This window comes from Enterobacter cloacae complex sp. IR5428, from assembly GCF_049238585.1.
Taxonomy (GTDB): Bacteria; Pseudomonadota; Gammaproteobacteria; order Enterobacterales; family Enterobacteriaceae; genus Enterobacter; species Enterobacter intestinihominis.
On the sequence record NZ_JBMKHV010000007.1, the window covers coordinates 21771 to 36067 of the forward strand.

Below are 14297 nucleotides of genomic sequence, written 5' to 3' on the forward strand. Positions count from 1 at the left end.
ATATCGAAGGAAATGAGGGTTTATGCGTACCGTTCTGAATGTGTTGAATTTTGTCCTTGGCGGTTTTGCCACCACCCTTTCCTGGCTTTTTGCCACCCTGGTGAGCATCGTGCTTATCTTCACCCTTCCGCTGACGCGCTCCTGCTGGGAAATCACCAAACTGTCCCTCGTTCCTTATGGAAATGAAGCCGTGCACGTGGATGAACTGGAGCCGGAAAGAAAAAATGCCCTGATGAATACCGGCGGCACGCTGCTGAATATTTTATGGCTAATCTTCTTTGGCTGGTGGCTGTGTCTGATGCATATCTTCGCCGGTATCGCCCAGTGCATTACGATTATTGGCATTCCGGTTGGCCTCGCTAATTTCAAAATTGCCACCATCGCCCTGTGGCCGGTAGGACGCCGAGTTGTTCCGGTCGAAGTGGCGCAAGCCGCGCGTGAAGCCAATGCCCGTCGTCGTTTTCAGTAATAAGGACTGGCCGCTCTCATGCTAAGCCCCCTGCTTCGTCGCTATACATGGAACAGTAACTGGCTGTATAACGTCAGGATATTTATCGCCCTCTGCGGCACCGTCGCTCTGCCGTGGTGGCTGAATGATGTGAAGCTCACCATCCCCCTCACGCTTGGGGTGGTGGCCGGCGCGCTGGCGGATCTCGACGACCGCCTGGCCGGTCGTTTGCGTAATCTGGTCATCACGCTGGTCTGCTTCTTTATTGCTTCCGCCTCCGTTGAGCTGCTTTTCCCGTGGCCCTGGCTGTTTGCCTTAGGGCTGACGGTGTCCACCAGCGGCTTCATTTTGCTCGGCGGCCTCGGGCAACGCTACGCCACTATCGCGTTTGGCGCCCTGCTGATTGCCATTTACACCATGCTGGGCGTCTCTCTTTACGATCAGTGGTATCAGCAACCGGTCCTGCTGCTATTGGGCGCTATCTGGTATAACCTGCTGACCTTAACCGGGCATCTTATTTTTCCGGTTCGTGCCTTACAGGACAACATTGCCCGCAGTTACGAACGGCTGGCCCACTATCTTGAGCTGAAATCCCGGCTGTTTGATCCGGATATCGAAGAGGACAGCCAGGCGCCCCTGTACGATCTGGCGCTGGCAAATGGCCAACTGGTCGCCACGCTGAATCAGACCAAAGCGTCTCTGCTCACCCGTCTGCGCGGCGATCGCGGTCAGCGCGGTACCCGGCGCACCCTGCACTACTACTTTGTTGCCCAGGATATTCACGAGCGCGCCAGCTCCTCGCATGTGCAATACGCTGACCTGCGCGAGAAATTCCGCTACAGCGACGTGATGTTCCGTTTCCAGCGTCTGCTGTCGATGCAGTCTCAGGCCTGCCAGCAACTTGCACGCTCAATACTGCTGCGCACGCCCTATCAGCACGATCCTCGCTTTGAACGCGCATTCAGCCACCTGGATGCGGCGCTCGATCGCGTTCAGGCCAGTGGAACTTCGCCGGAACAGTTCAAAGCCCTGGGATTCCTGCTCAACAACCTGAGAGCCATCGATGCTCAGCTCGCCACCATTGAGTCTGAACAGGCGATGGCGATGCCGGGCAATGACGCTGACAACCAGCTTGCCGACGACAGTCTCAACGGTTTCAGCGATATATGGCTGCGCCTGAGCCGTCATTTTACGCCGGAATCCGCCCTCTTTCGCCATGCGGTAAGGATGTCGTTGGTACTGTGCGTTGGCTACGCGTTTATCCAGATAACAGGATTGCACCACGGCTACTGGATCCTGCTGACCAGCCTGTTCGTCTGCCAGCCGAACTATAACGCTACCCGCCATCGACTCGCGCTGCGTATTGTCGGGACGTTAGTCGGGGTCGCCATCGGGCTGCCGGTGCTCTATTTTGTACCCTCAGTAGAAGGGCAACTGATCCTGATTGTGATTACCGGGGTACTGTTCTTCGCCTTCCGCAATGTGCAGTACGCTCACGCCACAATGTTCATCACGCTGCTTGTGCTGCTCTGCTTCAATCTGCTGGGTGAAGGCTTTGAAGTGGCCCTCCCCCGTGTGATCGACACGCTGATCGGCTGCGCCATCGCCTGGGCGGCGGTGAGCTTTATCTGGCCGGACTGGCGTTTCCGAAATTTACCGCGCGTGTCCGACAGAGCAATGAACGCCAACTGCCGCTATCTGGACGCCATACTTGAGCAATACCATCAGGGTCGCGATAACCGTCTGGCCTATCGGATTGCCCGTCGCGATGCGCATAACACTGACGCAGAGCTGGCTTCCGTTGTCTCGAATATGTCAACTGAGCCGCGCGCCACGGCAGAAATCCGGGAGACAGCCTTCCGCCTGCTGTGTCTGAACCACACGTTCACCAGCTATATCTCTACCCTTGGCGCCCACCGAGAGAAACTGACGAATCCGGGCATCCTGGCACTACTGGACGATGCCGTTTGCTACGTTGATGATGCGCTTCATCATCAACCTGCGGATGAGCCACGGGTTCACCAGGCACTGGATGAACTGGTGCAACGTATCGCACACCTTGATCCAGGCACCGACAACAAAGCTCCGCTGGTCCTTCAGCAAATTGGCCTGCTTATCGCTTTGCTGCCGGAAATTTGTCGGCTGCGACAGCAGATCGCTACCTGGCGGAATGATGGCCCTGCGACTCAGGCAGCGCATTAAACCACTCCGTAAGCTCCCGGCGAATATCCGCCGGGAGTGCCGCTTCATGTAACCCTTCAATCGCGCCTTCAAGAGCGAACAATACCCGGATACTCAGCGCTTTATTCTTAGAGCGCATTTTCAGCCAGCTCGTCTTCGCCCCCAACTGTCGTAGCGTCTCTTCATTGGTAATGCCCGCCTCCATAAGCAGGACCTCAATCTGAAAGGTCAGGTTCGGCAGATCTTTAAGCCGGTTACGCTGATGGCGCTGGTAGCGCTCTTTCCTGGCGGCATCGAGCGCAAACGAGGAGAGCTGAAGCAGTTTTTCCCTGTTTTGCCACAGACCTTCATCCACACGGTAGTAATTAAGCAGCACAGGACGTCCTCGTTTCATCAGGGTCAGAAAAGAAGAGGCGTTTTTTACACAGTATTTTGCACTTTGCTCACAGGCGCGAAGGTAAAGCTCACCGTCAGACACCATCGCGAACACCGCTTCATCCACGGCCAGGGTATAACCGCCAAACAGGGCGCGATGATGAATTTCGCCCAGCGGAGAGAGGTATTCTTGAGATTGATAAATCCGATCATAAGATATCTTTTTCATGATAATTCCATTAAAAATCATACAGTAACCACGATATTTCTTACTAACGGATCCGTTAGCAGGAAAATAGGCAACTTATTGCCGTTGGGCAAGATGATTTTTTCAGGTTCACCAGGAATGGATGAAATTTGCGAGTCGCTTTCCGAAAATGAGGTTGATCTTTATGCATACAGGGGTTACTGTATATCCATACAGTAACTACAGGGCTGGAATGAATATGTACACTTCAGGCTATGCAAATCACTTAACACCTTCTACTTCTGCCGCAGGCAATGCTGCGCAGAATTCTATCGGGCGTGAATCGACAGGGCTTATCAGTGAAGTGGTTTACCGTGAAGACCAGCCGCTGTTGACACAACTCTTACTCCTGCCGCTTTTGCAGCAGCTCGGGCAACAGTCTCGCTGGCAGCTCTGGCTGACGCCACAGCAAAAATTAAGTCGCGAATGGGTTCAGTCGGCTGGGCTGCCGTTAGCGAAGGTGATGCAGATTAATCAACTCTCCCCTTGCGATACGGTCGAGTCGATGGTCCGGGCATTACGTACCGGGAACTATAGCGTCGTGATTGGGTGGTTGCCTGAGGATCTGTCGCAAGAGGAACATTTGCGTCTGACTGAAGCGGCTGAAGAAGGTAACGCGATGGGTTTCATCATGCGGCCAGTTTGTGGAGATTCCTATCGCAGAGGACAACATCCCGGGCTAAAAATTCACTCAAATGTGTACCATTGAGTCATTTTAAGAGTTTTCCTGGAATTTTTTTCGACCGCAGTATGCAAAAAAAGTTCAACGCGCCAAAACTGCGGCAAGGCTTGTCTGACGCGGTTCTCGTTAATTTTACTGCACAAAATTCGTTCAAAAATTGTTAAATATTAGGTATACGGAACTTTTTTTTTCATATGCCTGACGGACTTCACACTTGTAAGTTTTCAGCTACGTTGTAGACTTTACATCGCCAGGGGTGCTCGGCCTAAGCCGAAGATATCGGTAGGTTTATATTTGACCACGCCCCCCGGTGAAGGATTTAACCGTGATTCCTCCGATGGAGATATTCATGGCAAATTTTGGATGATAACGAGGCGCAAAAAATGAAAAAGACAGCTATCGCGATTGCAGTGGCACTGGCTGGCTTCGCTACCGTAGCGCAGGCCGCTCCGAAAGATAATACCTGGTATGCAGGTGGTAAACTGGGCTGGTCTCAGTTCCATGACACCGGTTGGTACAACAGCAGCCTGAACAACGATGGCCCTACTCACGAGAGCCAGCTGGGTGCAGGTGCGTTCGGTGGCTATCAGGTTAACCCGTATGTTGGCTTTGAAATGGGTTACGACTGGTTAGGTCGTATGCCTTACAAAGGCGACAACGTAAATGGCGCTTTCAAAGCTCAAGGCGTACAGCTGACCGCTAAACTGGGTTACCCAGTAACTGACGATCTGGACGTGTACACCCGTCTGGGCGGCATGGTATGGCGTGCAGACTCCAGCAACAGCATCGCTGGTGACGACCACGACACTGGTGTTTCCCCAGTATTCGCTGGTGGCGTTGAGTGGGCAATGACCCGTGACATCGCTACCCGTCTGGAATACCAGTGGGTTAACAACATCGGTGACGGTGCTACCGTTGGCGTTCGTCCAGACAACGGCATGCTGAGCGTTGGTGTTTCTTACCGTTTCGGTCAGCAGGAAGATGCGCCAGTCGTAGCGCCAGCTCCGGCTCCAGCGCCAGAAGTACAGACCAAGCACTTCACTCTGAAGTCTGACGTTCTGTTCAACTTCAACAAAGCTACCCTGAAACCAGAAGGTCAGCAGGCACTGGATCAGCTGTACACCCAGCTGAGCAACCTGGATCCTAAAGACGGTTCTGTAGTGGTTCTGGGCTTCACCGACCGTATCGGTTCTGACGCTTACAACCAGGGTCTGTCTGAGAAACGTGCTCAGTCTGTAGTTGATTACCTGGTATCTAAAGGTATCCCAGCTAACAAGATCTCCCCACGTGGTATGGGCGAATCTAACCCAGTTACCGGTTCTACCTGTGACAACGTGAAACCACGCGCTGCACTGATCGACTGCCTGGCACCAGATCGTCGCGTAGAGATCGAAGTTAAAGGTATCAAAGACGTTGTAACTCAGCCTGCGGCATAAGTTATCGTCTTATAAAAAAACCCCGCCATGCGGGGTTTTTTATTATCTGAAGAAAAGTAAAAAGCTTATTTTTTACCTAACAGTGCCTGTAGATCGTTTTTCAACGTCGACATCTGGCTGGCATACTTCTCTTTGTGCTCGGCATCTTCAATCAGCTGCACCACCGTTTCCGACAGGGTTTTCCCGCGCCGTTGCGCAAGCCCGGCCAGACGCTGCCAGACCATGAATTCCAGGTCGATGGATTTCTTACGGGTGTGCTGATGCTCGGCATTGAAATGCCGTTTACGACGAGCACGGATAGTTTGCTTCATCCGGTTTAACAAGGCCGGATTAATGTGTTTCTCAATCCAGCCGTTGACCTGTACCGGTTCGTTTTCGAGGGTCAGCAACATATCCACAGCTTCTTGTGCCGCGCTGGCTTCGATGTAGCAGGTGATCAGCTCCCCTTCACGGTGCTTTTTGACCAGGTACTTCCATTTCCAGCCGCTTTCGAGGTTTTCCAGTTGTTGATATTTCATTGCGATCTCAGTGTTACCGTGTAACTCTGTTCAGAATATCAGTTTTTTGGCAATCTGCTGAAAAGAAATCATATCCTTTGAAACGTCGCAGGCGATCCGCATGACGAAAACCCGAATCCTGATTGGGCAGAGTGCGCCGCTTACGGTATACTCCACGGTTTTACTTCTGACTAAAAAACATCAACTTTGACCATTACGAAACTTGCATGGCGTGACCTGGTTCCGGATACCGAGAGCTATCAGGAGCTGTTTGCACAGCCAGACCTCACAAAAGAACACAAATTCATACTTAGCGAGACACAACCGCGTTTGCATTACGCGCTGGAGCAGATGTCATCCCCATGGGCTACATCTCCTTTCATGCTGCTCAAAGCCCCGGAAGAAGCCGAGTATCTGACGCTTCTCGGTGATGCCATGTGCCAGTTGCAGCCAAAAACGAATGCCGTTTTTGGTGGTCAGTATCATATTGCCGGTCGCGACGTGACATTCGAACCTGCCACGCAGGCAGATGGATTGTTCGCTGCAAAAGGCGAGGTGATCACCGCCAACTGGGTGGAAGCAGAACAGTTGTTCGGCTGCCTTCGTCAGTTCAATGGCGATGTTTCACTGCAACCCGGGCTGGTACACCGCGCGAATGGCGGCGTATTGCTCATCTCTCTTCGCACACTGCTTGCGCAGCCGCTGCTGTGGATGCGCCTGAAAACGGTGGTGACGCAGCAACGTTTTGACTGGGTAGGCTTCGACGATTCACGTCCTCTGCCTGTTTCCATTCCGTCTATGCCGCTGTCGCTGACCGTCGTGCTGACGGGTGACCGTGAATCACTGGCTGACTTCCAGGAAATGGAGCCAGAACTCGCGGAGCAGGCGGTTTACAGCGAATTTGAAGACAATATTCAGATTGCAGATGCCGATGACATGGCGCAGTGGTGTCAGTGGGTTATGGCCGTGGCGGAACGTTTCGCGCTGCCCTCACCTGCCGAGGATGCGTGGCCGGGCTTAATCCGAGAGGCCGTACGCTACACCGGCGATCAGGAAACCCTGCCGCTCTGTCCGCTCTGGATCGGCAAACAGCTGCGTGAAGTGGGCGTTATCAGCGGCAACGGTACGTTCAACGGTGAGCAACTGAGCCAGATGCTGGCCCAGCGTGAATGGCGCGAAGGCTATCTTGCTGACCGTATGCAGGATGAAATTCTGCTTGAACAGATTCTGGTGGAGACCGAAGGCGAACGTATCGGGCAAATCAATGCCTTGTCCGTCATCGAGTTCCCCGGGCACCCACGCGCCTTTGGTGAGCCTTCCCGTATCAGCTGTGTCGTACACATTGGTGACGGCGAATTTACCGATATCGAACGCAAGGCCGAACTGGGCGGAAACATTCATGCCAAAGGCATGATGATCATGCAGGCATTCCTGATGTCTGAACTTCAGCTCGAGCAGCAGATCCCCTTCTCTGCCTCGTTGACCTTTGAGCAGTCCTACAGTGAAGTCGACGGCGACAGCGCCTCAATGGCAGAGCTGTGCGCCGTGATCAGCGCGCTTGCAGACGTGCCGATTAACCAGAATATTGCGATTACCGGGTCCGTGGATCAGTTTGGCCGTGCCCAACCGGTGGGCGGACTGAATGAGAAAATCGAAGGCTTCTTCGCAATCTGCCAGCAGCGCGGTTTAAACGGCAAACAGGGCGTGATTATTCCGGCACCTAACGCTCGCCATTTGAGCCTGAGCCAGGCGATTCTGGATGCGGTAGAGCAGGAACAATTCACTGTCTGGGCCATCGAAGGGGTTGAGGATGCACTACCCTTACTGACAAACCTGGTCTGGGACGGCGAAGGCCAGACAACCCTGATGCAGACCATTCAGGAACGTATAGCTCAGGCGACACAGCAGGATGCTCGTCATCGTTATCCGTGGCCGTTACGCTGGTTAAGTTGGTTTAGTGCGAACTGATCGGACTTGTTCAGCGTACACGTGTTAGCTATCCTGCGTCCTTCACTAAAATAAGGCTTACTGAGAACATGGTAGATAAACGCGAATCCTATACTAAAGAAGACCTTCTTGCCTCTGGTCGCGGTGAACTGTTTGGCGCGAAAGGCCCGCAGTTACCAGCCCCAAATATGCTGATGATGGACCGTGTCGTGAAAATGACCGAAACCGGCGGCAACTTTGATAAGGGTTACGTAGAAGCAGAACTCGATATCAACCCGGACCTGTGGTTCTTCGGTTGCCACTTTATTGGCGATCCGGTAATGCCTGGCTGCCTGGGCCTCGATGCTATGTGGCAGCTGGTTGGCTTCTATCTGGGCTGGCTTGGCGGTGAAGGCAAAGGCCGTGCGCTGGGCGTAGGCGAAGTGAAATTCACCGGTCAGGTTCTGCCTACCGCGAAGAAAGTCACCTACCGTATCCATTTCAAACGCATCGTTAACCGCCGTCTGATTATGGGCCTGGCGGACGGTGAAGTGCTGGTTGATGGTCGTCTGATCTATACCGCGAACGACCTGAAAGTGGGTCTGTTCCAGGATACCTCCGCTTTTTGATAACGGATTTTAGCCCCTTCCAGAAAGGCGAAACCTCCGCATTGCGGAGGTTTCTTTTTAAAGAGACGGTATCAAGCAAGTACTGCCCTGTCTCCGATGGCTTCTCGCCAGCCCCCTAGCCATTGGGACCTTTGATTCAGGGCCTGATAGGGACACATTTCTTTAGAACGTCCGGCGATGCCAGCCTGATAACCACGTTGATGAGCCCTTTCCAGGCGATCTCGTTTCTGTCTCTTCATGCCTCGTTTCCCTCATTCTTTTGTCTGGTGGAAAGAAAACAGTGGTTGCAATATGTGCAAGCACAGTTAACGAATACCCCGAATCTGCGTCAGCGTCAACGTTCAAAATTCATACGGGTGTCATATTTGTGAGCTACATGGAAGATCGTTTGTACAAAAAGTGTGATGCGGGACAAGTAACAACCTGAACGTAAAACGAAAAAAAAGCCGCAATCAGCAAGAAGCTGAGTGCGGCTTTCGTCGATGAATTTTACTTATGGCAGGCGGGAAATCTCTCTTGCTATAGTAGCCGACTCCTGTGCCCATCCCTGCGCAAGTACTTTCACCATTTCGTCATAGCCATCTTTCTGCTGCTTGAGTTCAAGATGGAAAGGACGCTTAATCAGCTGACCCTGGTGATTCAGCAGCCACTCCCCGCTGATAACAACGGCACCATCATAGCGGCCATGGAATCCCGTCACGTTAACATTCAGAGTGTCCTGATCGCTTCCCAGAGGCTGCGAGGCAACGACCCAACCGGGGAGCTGGCTGCTCAGATTCGCCACCAGCGTATTGCGTAGCTGCTGATCCAGCGGGCTGGCCCACAGGTTATTGTTGGCGATTACGTACTGCACATCGCTGGTCTGGTAGACCACCCCGTTGCCCGCCAGGTAATCTGGCACGGCAACCTGCTCAACCCACAGCAGACGGCTGCCCTGCGAGGCACTGCTCTGCGCCCCCGACTGCGCGCTTAACGGCAGCTGGTAGTAGCTTTTGTTATCGCTTCCAGAGCTACAGGCCGTTAATACCAGTGCGCCTGCGATGATTAGCCATTTTTTCATTGTTTCGCCCTCTTAGGCTCAGGATCCTTTTTATCTTTCGCTTCAAACACCAGCGCGTTGCTCTTTTCATTGAGCGTTTTCAGAACGGGCTGTAGCTCGCGTAAAACCTGATCAAGACGTTGCATATCCGCCACCATCTTGTTGTAGGCCGCTGAGCCCGGCTGGAAGCCTTGCATACTGCGATTCAGTTCACGCAACGTTTTCTGCATATCCTGCGGCAGCTGCTGCATGGACTGGTTGGCCGTGATCTTGTTGATATTATCCAGGGTGGTTTGCAGACGTTGCATCGTCGCCTGGCTCTGATGCAGTGATCCCGTCGCAGCCTCAAGCATTGGATTCAGCGGCAGATTGTTGATCTTATCCAGCGTTTCCATCAGACGCTGTTGGATCTGCGCCAGGCCACTGCTGACCGTAGGAATGATTTTGTAGCCGCCAAATTCACGGACTCCCGTCATAGGTGGCGCTTTTGGATAGAAGTCCATATCGACATACAACGCCCCTGTCACCAGGTTGCCGGTTTTCAGCGAGCCACGCAGACCGCGATTCATCAGGTCGCTGATATGCTCCCCAATATCCTGATCCTCACCAATCTGGTTAATTAAACGCTCAGGCTCAATGCGTATCAGCACCGGAATACGATAATCATCATCAAGCATTTGCTTGAGTCCCGGAACAAAGTAAGGCACTTGCCCCACTGTACCCAGACGGATACCGCGGAACTCAACTGGCGCTCCTGGCTGCAAGCCGCGTACAGAGTCCTTAAAGAACATCAGATAATCGATGTGATCGGTATAGAGCGCATCCTGAATGCTTTTTTGATCGTCAAACAGTCTGAAGGCGGTTTTTTCCGCCACCGGTTGTCCCAGATCTATACCTTCCGGCACGTCAAAACTGACGCCCCCACCAAACAGCGTGGTGAGTGAACCCATCTCAACGCGCATCCCCGCAGAGGTGAGATCCACAGCGATCCCACTGTCTTTCCAGAAACGAACGTTACTGGTCACCAGTCGGTCATTAGGCGCATTGATAAATAGCTGATAGCTGATGGTCCGTTTTTGCGGATCGAAGGTGCTCGTTTCAACCGAACCGACACGATACCCACGGAACAGCACCGGATCGCCCGGCGAGAGCTGGCCCGCTTTTTTGCTGTCCAGAATGACGCGGATCCCTTTTGCATCCGGTGGCGCAAGCGGCGGTGAATCCAGCAACTGATAGTTTGCTGGCTGGGCGCCTTTATTGCCGGGCTGGAGTTCAATGTAAGCCCCTGACAATAGCGTCCCTAAGCCGCTGATCCCTTCTCTTCCGACCTGCGGTTTCACCACCCAAAAAACGGAATCTTCATGGAGCAGTTTTTCCATGCCAGCATTCAGGCGGGCCTTAATTTCAACATGGGTTAAATCATCCGTCAGGGTCGCGCTTTCCACGACACCCACATCCACGCTGCGGCTCTTGATGGTGGTTTTTCCGCCCTCAATTCCCTCTGCATTGGTGGTAATTAGCGTGACTTCCGGTCCCTGATGGCTGTAATGATAAAACAGGATCCATGCACCGATCAGCGCGGTCACGATGGGGAAAATCCACACCGGCGACCAGTTTCTGACCTTCTGCACTTTAGCCTCTCCACTCTTATTTTCCATGCTCTTACTCTTCCTCATGGCTTGAATCGGGCTCACGATCCCACGATAAACGAGGGTCGAAGGTCATGGCCGCAAACATGGTCATAATGACGACCAAAGCAAACATCAGCGCTCCCATAGCGGGATAAATACTCATCAGCCCACCCATACGCACCAGCGCTGAGAGAACCGCAATCACGAACACGTCAATCATCGACCAACGGCCAACAAATTCCACGACCTCATAAATCAGATGCATGCGCTCACTGTCACGCTTACCGTGCCCTTTTGCATCCCAGCAAAGCCAGGCAATGGCAATCATCTTTAAGGTCGGAACCATAATGCTGGCGAGAAATATGACGCCTGCAACAGGGTATGACCCTTCGCTCCACAGCAAAATCACCCCGGCAAGGATGGTCGAGGGCATTCTGTCGCCGAGCAGATCGGTGATCATGATCGGCAAAATATTGGCGGGCAGATAAAGCATGACAGAGGTCACCAGCAGCGCCATGGTCCATTGCAGGCTATTTTTGCGTCGGACGTGACCTTTTGTTTCACAGCGGGGACACACCTCGACATCCGCGGGCAGCACGGCGGTGCAGCAGGAGCAGGAGCGCAGCCCCTGACGGATACCCGGTACGCCCACCTTTACCGTCTGCGAGAGCGTCGGTGCCGGGGCAATATCGTCCCAGGTCCAGCGTCGGTCCACGCACTGGAAAGCGCGCAGTTGCAGCACGCAATACAGACACCACGGAATAAAGCTGCTGCCAATCCCCACATCGCCGTAGGCCATCAGCTTCACGAAGCTGACCAGGATACCCGCCAGAAAAATTTCCGCCATCCCCCAGCTTTTCAGCTGGAACAGGATCCGCGCGAGTTTGATTTTAAGGGCGGTGGGCATCCTGACGCGATTGACCAGTAGCAGAATGACGACCAGGCAAAAAGCCGGGACTATCTGCACGAACAGAAGAAAGAAGGTGCCAAGGCTGGCGTAATCTTCCGAGAACATCACGCCTGGAATTTCCAGTAACTCCACCTGGCTTACCATCCCGCCCACTTTCATAGAGATGAAAGGGAAGAGATTGGAGAGTAGTAACATGAACAGGGCTGCCAGTGCGTAAGCCGTAGGACGCTGCCTTGGCGCGTCCCACTCGGTCGTCAGCGTAGCTCCGCAGCGCGGGCAGGCAGCCTTATGTCCGTGACCAAGCTCTGGCAACGCCACGAGCATATCGCATTGCGAGCATAAAATATGCCGATCGGCATGGTGCTGGTCACACATAGATTATCCCTGTTTATACGCCGTTTTTCAGAGACTCAAGGTACTCCCAGCGCTCAAATGCCTCTTCCAGCGCCTGCTCGGCCTGGGAGAGTTCAGCCAATACTTTCTGAGTATAGTCGTGAGGCTGCGTAAAGAATGACGCATCAGCGACCTGAATTTGCAGTGCTTCCAGTGCCGCTTCCAGCTCTTCCAGACGCTGCGGCAGCCCTTCCAGCTCGCGCTGCAAGTTATAGCTCATTTTAGCAGGAGACTTTTTGACAGTTTCTGCTTTCACAACAACAGGTTCAGCGACATTTTTGGTCTTCGCCTGTTTTTGCGCCAGCGACTGCGATTGCTGTCCACGCGCGTCATGATAGCCGCCCACATATTGACCGATGCGTCCTTCGCCTTCGAAGATCCAGCACTCGGTCACGGTGTTATCGACAAATTGACGATCGTGGCTGACCAGCATCACGGTTCCCTGATAGCCATCAATCAACTCTTCCAGCAGTTCCAGCGTTTCGACATCCAGATCGTTCGTCGGTTCATCGAGAATCAGTAAGTTACTGGGTTTCAGGAACAGGCGCGCTAGCAAAAGACGGTTACGCTCACCGCCGGACAGCGCGCGCACAGGCGTCAGGGCGCGTTTCGGGTGGAACAGGAAGTCCTGAAGGTAGCCCAGCACGTGACGCGGCTTGCCGTTAACCATCACCTCCTGTTTACCCTCTGCGAGGTTGTCCATCACCGTACGGTCCGGATCCAGCTCTGCGCGGTGCTGGTCAAAGTACGCTACTTCCAGCTTGGTACCACAGTGAATACGACCGCTGTCGGCCTGCAACTGGCCCAGCATCAGTTTCAACAGCGTGGTTTTGCCGCAGCCGTTTGGACCAATAAGCGCAATTTTGTCACCGCGCTGAACCTGTGCGGAGAAATCGTTCACCAGCACTTTGCCGTCAACCGAATAACTCACGTTCTCCATTTCGAAGACAATCTTGCCCGAGCGGGACGCCTCTTCCACCTGCATTTTGGCGCTACCCATGACTTCGCGGCGTTCGCTACGTTCGCGGCGCATCGCCTTCAGGGCGCGAACGCGGCCTTCATTACGGGTACGACGCGCCTTGATGCCCTGACGGATCCATACCTCTTCCTGCGCCAGCTTGCGGTCGAACTCGGCGTTTTGCAGCTCTTCCACGCGCAGGTTCTCTTCTTTCTCCAGCAGATAGGTATCGTAATCGCCCGGATAGGTCACCAGCTTGCCGCGGTCGAGGTCGACAATGCGCGTGGCCATGTTGCGGATGAACGAACGGTCGTGGGAGATGAAGATAATGGTGCCATTGAAAGTTTTCAGGAACCCTTCCAGCCAGTCAATCGCTTCGATATCCAGGTGGTTCGTTGGTTCGTCCAGCAGCAGTACCCTGGGCCCGCTCACCAGGGCACGGCCCAGCGCGGCTTTACGCAGCCAGCCGCCGGAGAGCGCCGACAGCTCCATATCCGCTTCCAGGCCAAGCTGAGCCAGCACTTCGTTAATGCGGTTTTCCAGCTGCCACAGGCCATGGTGATCGAGCATCTCCTGCACTTTTGCCAGCTCGTTGAGATTTTTGTCGCTCGGGTCGGTCATGACCAGATGCGAAATCTCGTGGTAGCGCTTGAGGTATTCCGCCTGCTCTGAAATTCCTTCGGCCACGAAATCGTACACGCTGCCGGTAACGTTACGCGGCGGATCCTGTTGCAGACGAGAGACGACCAGATCCTGCTCGTAAACAATACGGCCGTCGTCCAGCCCCTGCTCACGGTTGAGGATTTTCATCAGCGTCGATTTACCTGCGCCGTTACGGCCGACCAGACAGACGCGCTCGTTATCTTCGATATGCAGCTCTGCATTATCGAGAAGCGGTGAGTCGCTGAAAGAGAGCCACGCGCCGTGCATACTAATTAAAGACAT

General features: G+C 53.7%; 13 protein-coding genes. 6 read left to right on the forward strand and 7 right to left on the reverse strand.

Annotation, left to right across the window (positions count from 1 at the left end):
* Positions 1 to 22 precede the first annotated feature (22 nt).
* Positions 23 to 469 carry a YccF domain-containing protein gene (locus ACOTXC_RS12115; protein ID WP_022647660.1) on the forward strand — a complete coding sequence of 149 codons (447 nt, stop codon included), beginning with the start codon at positions 23 to 25 and terminating at the stop codon, positions 467 to 469.
* 18 nt (positions 470 to 487) lie between these two features.
* A complete protein-coding gene (gene yccS, locus ACOTXC_RS12120) occupies positions 488 to 2650 on the forward strand; it encodes a YccS family putative transporter (RefSeq protein WP_063147650.1) in 2163 nt (720 codons plus the stop codon).
* On the opposite strand, the gene ACOTXC_RS12125 is transcribed toward yccS, so the two are convergent.
* The gene (locus ACOTXC_RS12125; protein WP_023299743.1) at positions 2607 to 3233 is read right to left on the reverse strand and encodes a TfoX/Sxy family DNA transformation protein; all 627 of its coding nucleotides are present in this window, start codon (positions 3231 to 3233) and stop codon (positions 2607 to 2609) included. The two genes, yccS and ACOTXC_RS12125, sit on opposite strands and share 44 nt — an antisense overlap.
* Before the next feature lie 217 nt (positions 3234 to 3450).
* Here ACOTXC_RS12125 and sulA point away from each other — a divergent pair, with 217 nt between their 5' ends.
* Together sulA and ompA are read left to right on the forward strand one after the other, a co-directional pair.
* Positions 3451 to 3960, forward strand: a complete 510-nt coding sequence (sulA, locus tag ACOTXC_RS12130; protein WP_421767750.1) for an SOS-induced cell division inhibitor SulA — start codon at positions 3451 to 3453, stop codon at positions 3958 to 3960.
* Positions 3961 to 4316: 356 nt separating this feature from the next.
* Positions 4317 to 5369, forward strand: a complete 1053-nt coding sequence (ompA, locus tag ACOTXC_RS12135) for a porin OmpA (protein WP_017694761.1) — start codon at positions 4317 to 4319, stop codon at positions 5367 to 5369.
* 65 nt (positions 5370 to 5434) lie between these two features.
* On the opposite strand, the gene matP is transcribed toward ompA, so the two are convergent.
* Positions 5435 to 5887, reverse strand: coding sequence for a macrodomain Ter protein MatP (gene matP, locus ACOTXC_RS12140; protein ID WP_006809347.1), 453 nt, complete (start codon positions 5885 to 5887; stop codon positions 5435 to 5437).
* 186 nt (positions 5888 to 6073) lie between these two features.
* Here matP and ACOTXC_RS12145 point away from each other — a divergent pair, with 186 nt between their 5' ends.
* Together ACOTXC_RS12145 and fabA are read left to right on the forward strand one after the other, a co-directional pair.
* A complete protein-coding gene (locus ACOTXC_RS12145; protein ID WP_421767708.1) occupies positions 6074 to 7834 on the forward strand; it encodes an AAA family ATPase in 1761 nt (586 codons plus the stop codon).
* Positions 7835 to 7902: 68 nt separating this feature from the next.
* Positions 7903 to 8421 carry a bifunctional 3-hydroxydecanoyl-ACP dehydratase/trans-2-decenoyl-ACP isomerase gene (fabA, locus tag ACOTXC_RS12150; RefSeq protein ID WP_000227926.1) on the forward strand — a complete coding sequence of 173 codons (519 nt, stop codon included), beginning with the start codon at positions 7903 to 7905 and terminating at the stop codon, positions 8419 to 8421.
* Positions 8422 to 8492: 71 nt separating this feature from the next.
* Here the strand turns inward: fabA and rmf are convergent, their stop codons facing one another.
* From rmf to ACOTXC_RS12175, 5 genes are all read right to left on the reverse strand, one after another.
* Positions 8493 to 8660, reverse strand: a complete 168-nt coding sequence (rmf, locus tag ACOTXC_RS12155; protein WP_003858162.1) for a ribosome modulation factor — start codon at positions 8658 to 8660, stop codon at positions 8493 to 8495.
* A gap of 254 nt (positions 8661 to 8914) precedes the next feature.
* Positions 8915 to 9481 carry a membrane integrity-associated transporter subunit PqiC gene (pqiC, locus tag ACOTXC_RS12160; RefSeq protein WP_022647654.1) on the reverse strand — a complete coding sequence of 189 codons (567 nt, stop codon included), beginning with the start codon at positions 9479 to 9481 and terminating at the stop codon, positions 8915 to 8917.
* Positions 9478 to 11118, reverse strand: coding sequence for an intermembrane transport protein PqiB (gene pqiB / locus ACOTXC_RS12165; protein WP_022647653.1), 1641 nt, complete (start codon positions 11116 to 11118; stop codon positions 9478 to 9480). The genes pqiC and pqiB overlap by 4 nt, the downstream gene beginning before the upstream one ends.
* Before the next feature lie 4 nt (positions 11119 to 11122).
* Positions 11123 to 12376, reverse strand: coding sequence for a membrane integrity-associated transporter subunit PqiA (pqiA, locus tag ACOTXC_RS12170; RefSeq protein ID WP_022647652.1), 1254 nt, complete (start codon positions 12374 to 12376; stop codon positions 11123 to 11125).
* Positions 12377 to 12389: 13 nt separating this feature from the next.
* A complete protein-coding gene (locus ACOTXC_RS12175; protein WP_421767709.1) occupies positions 12390 to 14297 on the reverse strand; it encodes an ABC transporter ATP-binding protein in 1908 nt (635 codons plus the stop codon).

Excerpts from the sequence above, each read along its gene's own strand:
- rmf (WP_003858162.1), bottom strand. The coding sequence starts at position 8,660 with ATGAAGAGACAGAAACGAGATCGCCTGGAAAGGGCTCATCAACGTGGT.
- ACOTXC_RS12115 (WP_022647660.1), top strand. The coding sequence starts at position 23 with ATGCGTACCGTTCTGAATGTGTTGAATTTTGTCCTTGGCGGTTTTGCC.
- matP (WP_006809347.1), bottom strand. The coding sequence starts at position 5,887 with ATGAAATATCAACAACTGGAAAACCTCGAAAGCGGCTGGAAATGGAAG.
- ACOTXC_RS12175 (WP_421767709.1), bottom strand. The coding sequence starts at position 14,297 with ATGTCTTTAATTAGTATGCACGGCGCGTGGCTCTCTTTCAGCGACTCA.
- pqiA (WP_022647652.1), bottom strand. The coding sequence starts at position 12,376 with ATGTGTGACCAGCACCATGCCGATCGGCATATTTTATGCTCGCAATGC.
- yccS (WP_063147650.1), top strand. The coding sequence starts at position 488 with ATGCTAAGCCCCCTGCTTCGTCGCTATACATGGAACAGTAACTGGCTG.
- fabA (WP_000227926.1), top strand. The coding sequence starts at position 7,903 with ATGGTAGATAAACGCGAATCCTATACTAAAGAAGACCTTCTTGCCTCT.
- ACOTXC_RS12125 (WP_023299743.1), bottom strand. The coding sequence starts at position 3,233 with ATGAAAAAGATATCTTATGATCGGATTTATCAATCTCAAGAATACCTC.
- pqiB (WP_022647653.1), bottom strand. The coding sequence starts at position 11,118 with ATGGAAAATAAGAGTGGAGAGGCTAAAGTGCAGAAGGTCAGAAACTGG.
- sulA (WP_421767750.1), top strand. The coding sequence starts at position 3,451 with ATGTACACTTCAGGCTATGCAAATCACTTAACACCTTCTACTTCTGCC.
- ompA (WP_017694761.1), top strand. The coding sequence starts at position 4,317 with ATGAAAAAGACAGCTATCGCGATTGCAGTGGCACTGGCTGGCTTCGCT.
- pqiC (WP_022647654.1), bottom strand. The coding sequence starts at position 9,481 with ATGAAAAAATGGCTAATCATCGCAGGCGCACTGGTATTAACGGCCTGT.